The sequence below is a fragment of the Mycobacterium sp. E3247 genome, from assembly GCF_001667785.1.
GTDB lineage: Bacteria > Actinomycetota > Actinomycetes > Mycobacteriales > Mycobacteriaceae > Mycobacterium.
Window position 1 is genome coordinate 1 of the sequence record NZ_LZJG01000311.1, and the last position, 4,561, is coordinate 4,561.

General features: G+C 69.9%; 2 protein-coding genes. Both read left to right on the plus strand.

Annotation, left to right across the window (positions count from 1 at the left end):
* Positions 1-4,257, plus strand: a 4,257-nt coding sequence (pks13, locus tag A9X04_RS16835; RefSeq protein ID WP_067922631.1) for a polyketide synthase Pks13, incomplete at its 5' end; no start/stop codon positions are given.
* Between the two features lie 8 nt (positions 4,258-4,265).
* Positions 4,266-4,561: carboxyl transferase domain-containing protein (locus A9X04_RS16840; RefSeq protein WP_304442399.1), on the plus strand; the 296-nt coding region annotated here is incomplete at its 3' end.

Below are 4,561 nucleotides of genomic sequence, written 5' to 3' on the forward strand. Positions count from 1 at the left end.
AAGCGGGTCGACGACGCCCGCCGCGACGGCGACCAGATCCTGGCCGTGATCGCCGGCAGCGCGGTCAACCACGACGGCCGGTCCAACGGCCTGATCGCCCCCAACCAGGACGCGCAGGCCGACGTGCTGCGCCGCGCCTACAAGGACGCCGGCATCGACCCGCGCACCGTCGACTACATCGAGGCGCACGGCACCGGGACCGTCCTGGGCGACCCGATCGAGGCCGAGGCGCTGGGCCGTGTCGTCGGCCGTGGCCGCCCCGCCGACCGCCCGGCCCTACTGGGTGCGGTGAAAACCAATGTGGGCCACCTGGAGTCGGCGGCCGGCGCGGCCAGCATGGCCAAGGTGGTGCTCGCCCTGCAGCACGACAAGCTGCCGCCGTCGATCAACTTCGCCGGACCCAGCCCCTACATCGACTTCGACGCGATGCGGCTGAAGGTGATCGACCAACCCACGGACTGGCCGCGGTACGGCGGCTACGCGCTGGCCGGGGTGTCCAGCTTCGGTTTCGGCGGCGCCAACGCGCACCTGGTGGTGCGCGAGGTCCTGCCCCGTGACGTGATCGAACGCGAGCCCGAGCCCGAATCGAAGACCACCGCCGAGCCGGCGTCCGATGCCGCTGAGCCGCCCGTCATGGAAGCCCACGCGCTGCGCTTCGACGACTTCGGCAACATCATCCCGGACCCGGAAGCGCCCGAAGAGGACGAGTACGAGCTGCCGGGCGTCACCGACGAGGCGCTGCGGCTCAAGGAGATCGCGCTGGAAGAGCTCGCGGCGCAGGAGGTCGCGGAGCCCACCAAGCCCCTGATCCCCCTCGTCGTGTCGGCGTTCCTCACCTCGCGCAAGAAGGCGGCGGCCGCCGAGCTCGCGGACTGGATGGAAAGCCCCGAGGGGCAGGCGTCGTCGCTGGAATCGATCGGGCGGTCGCTGTCGCGGCGCAACCACGGCCGCTCCCGCGCGGTGGTGCTGGCCCACGACCACGAGGAGGCCGTCAAGGGCCTGCGCGCGGTGGCCGAGGGCAAGCAGCGGCCGGGCGTGTTCAGCGTCGACGGGCCGGTCACCAACGGCCCGGTGTGGGCGATGGCCGGTTTCGGTGCGCAGCACCGGAAGATGGGCAAGAGCCTCTACCTGCGCAATGAGGTCTTCGCCGAGTGGATCGAGAAGGTCGACGCGCTGATCCAGGACGAGCGCGGCTACTCGATTCTCGAGCTGATCCTCGACGACTCGCAGGACTACGGCATCGAGACCAGCAACGTCGTCATCTTCGCGATCCAGATCGCGCTGGGTGAGCTCCTCAAGCACCACGGCGCCAAACCCGCTGCGGTGGTTGGCCAGTCGCTCGGCGAGCCCGCGTCGGCCTACTTCGCCGGCGGCCTGTCACTGGCGGACGCCGCCCGCGTGATCGCGTCGCGCTCGCACCTGATGGGCGAGGGCGAGGCGATGCTGTTCGGCGAGTACATCCGGTTCATGGCGCTCGTCGAGTACTCCGCCGACGAGCTCAAGACCGTGTTCGCCGACTTCCCCGGCCTGGAGGTGTGCGTCTACGCCGCGCCCAGCCAGACCGTGATCGGCGGCCCGCCCGAGCAGATCGACGCGATCGTCGCCCGGGCGGAATCGGAGGGCCGCTTCGCCCGCAAGCTGCAGACCAAGGGCGCCGGCCACACCTCGCAGATGGACCCGCTGCTGGGCGAGTTCTCCGCGGAGCTGCAGGGAATTCACCCGCTGAGCCCGACGGTCGGGATCTTCTCGACGGTGCACGAGGGCAGCTACATCAAGCCCGGCGGCGAGCCGGTGCACGATGTCGACTACTGGGTCAAGGGCATGCGGCACTCGGTGTACTTCACCCACGGCGTGCGCAACGCCGTCGACAGCGGCCACACCACCTTCCTGGAGCTCGCGCCCAACCCGGTGGCGCTGATGCAGATCGGCCTGACCACTGCCGCCGCGGGTCTGCATGACGCCCAACTGATTCCGACGCTGGCCCGCAAGCAGGACGACGTCGAGTCGATGATCTCGGCGATGGCCCAGCTCTACGTCTACGGCCACGACCTGGACATCCGCACGCTGTTCAGCCGCGCTTCTTCGGGGCCGGCAGGCCCCGAAGATTTTGCGAACATCCCGCCGACGAGGTTCAAGCGCAAGGAGCACTGGCTGGACGTGCACTTCGCGCACGGCAGCAGCTCGGTGCTGATGCCGGGTAACCACGTCGCGCTGCCGGACGGCCGCCACGTGTGGGAGTACAACCCCCGCGGCCTGACGGACCTGCCCGCCCTGGTGAAAGCCGCCGCGGCCGAGGTGCTTCCGGACGCGCAGCTGGCCGCGGCCGAGCAGCGTGCGGTTCCGGGTGAAGGCGCACGCCTGGTGACGACGCTGACCCGGCACCCCGGCGGCGCCTCGGTGCAGGTACACGCCCGCATCGACGAGTCCTTCACGCTGGTGTACGACGCGCTGGTGACCCGCGGCGGCGAGGCGGGCGTCGCCCTGCCGGCCGCGGTCGGTGCGGGCGCGGCCATCACGGCCGCCTCCAACGGGGCGGCGGCCGCGCTTGCGGCACCCGTCGACGAACCCGAGGCCGAGACCCTGACGGACAGCCTGACCAACCGGTACTTCTCGGCCAGCATGGGCAAATGGTCGCCGGATTCCGGCGAGACCATCGGCGAGCGGCTGGGCCTGATCGTCGGTTCGGCGATGGGTTACGAACCCGAGGACCTGCCGTGGGAGGTGCCGCTGATCGAGCTCGGCCTGGACTCGCTGATGGCGGTGCGGATCAAGAACCGCGTCGAGTACGACTTCGACCTGCCGCCGATCCAGTTGACGGCGGTGCGCGACGCCAACCTCTACGCCATCGAGAAGTTGATCGAGTACGCGGTCGAGCACCGCGACGAGGTCGAGCAGCTGCACGAACACCAGAAGACGCTCACGCCCGAGGAGATCGCCAAAGAGCAGGCGCAGCTGCTGAGCGGGGCAACGCCGACGACGGTGGCCGCACCCGCGCCGGACCCGCAAGCGGAGCCGGAGGCGCAGCCGGCACCGCCGGCGTCGGACGCGTCGATCCCGCCGCCGCCGACGGATCCGTCCGGCCCGAAGGTGGCGGCGACCAACGGCGCGAAGCCCGATCTCGCGGGGGCGCTCAGCCAGGAGGCGGTGTCCAAGGCGCTGAATTCCGATGTGCCGCCGCGTGATGCGGCTGAGCGGGTCACCTTCGCCACCTGGGCGATCGTCACGGGCAAGTCGCCGGGCGGCATCTTCAACCCGCTGCCCAAGCTCGACGAGGACACCGCGGCCAAGATGGCGCAGCGGCTTTCCGAGCGCGCCGACGGCGCCGTCAGCGCCGAGGACGTCCTGACGTCGGACACCATCGAGGCGCTGGCCGAGAAGGTCCGCCAGTACCTGGAGGCCGGCCAGATCGACGGCTTCGTCCGCACCCTGCGGGCGCGCCCCGAGGGCAGCTCGAAACCCGCGGTGTTCGTCTTCCATCCCGCCGGCGGTTCAACGGTGGTCTACGAGCCGCTGCTGAACCGGTTGCCCGCGGACACGCCGATGTACGGGTTCGAGCGCGTGGAGGGCACCGTCCAGGAGCGGGCCGCCCAGTACGTGCCGAAGCTGTTGGAGATGAACGCGGGCAAGCCGTTCATCCTGGCCGGCTGGTCGCTCGGCGGCGCGCTGGCGTACGCGTGCGCGATCGGCTTGAAGCGCGCGGGTGAAGACGTGCGCTTCGTCGGGATGATCGACACCGTGCGCGCCGGCGAGGAGATCCCCCAGACACAGGAGGAGACCCGCAAGCGCTGGGACCGGTACGCGAAGTTCGCCGAGCGCACCTTCAACGTCGAGATTCCGGCGATCCCCTACGAGCAGCTCGAAGAACTCGACGACGAGGGCCAGGTCCAGTTCGTGCTGGACATCGTCCAGCAGAGCGGCGTGCAGATCCCGGGCGGCATCGTCGAGCACCAGCGGACGTCCTACCTGGACAACCGGGCGCTCGAGACCGTACAGATCGAGCCGTACGACGGCCACGTGACCCTGTACATGGCCGATCGCTACCACGACGACGTGATCGAGTTCGAGCCGCGATACGCGGTCCGCCAGCCCGACGGCGGCTGGGGCGAGTACGTGGCCGACCTCGAGGTGGTACCCATCGGCGGCGAGCACATCCAGGCCATCGACGAACCGATCATCGGCAAGGTCGGTGCTCACCTCTCCGACGTGCTGAATAAGGTGGAGGCCGAAACCAGTCAGACGAGTGAGGTGGGCAAGTAGTGACGGAGATGGCGCCAGCTCCCATTCAGCACACCACCGCCGAGAAGCTGGCCGAGCTCTACGCTCGCCTGGAACTGGCCAAAGAGCCCGGCGGCGAGAAGGCCGTCGCCAAGCGCGAGAAGAAGGGCATCCCCAGCGCCCGCGCCCGCATCCACGCGCTGGTCGACCCGGGCACCTTCATGGAGGTCGGCGCGCTGGCCAAGACGCCGAACGACCCGAACGCGCTCTACGGCGACGGGTGCGTCACCGGGCACGCCATGATCGACGGCCGTCCGGTCGGGGTGTTCTCCCACGACCAGACGGT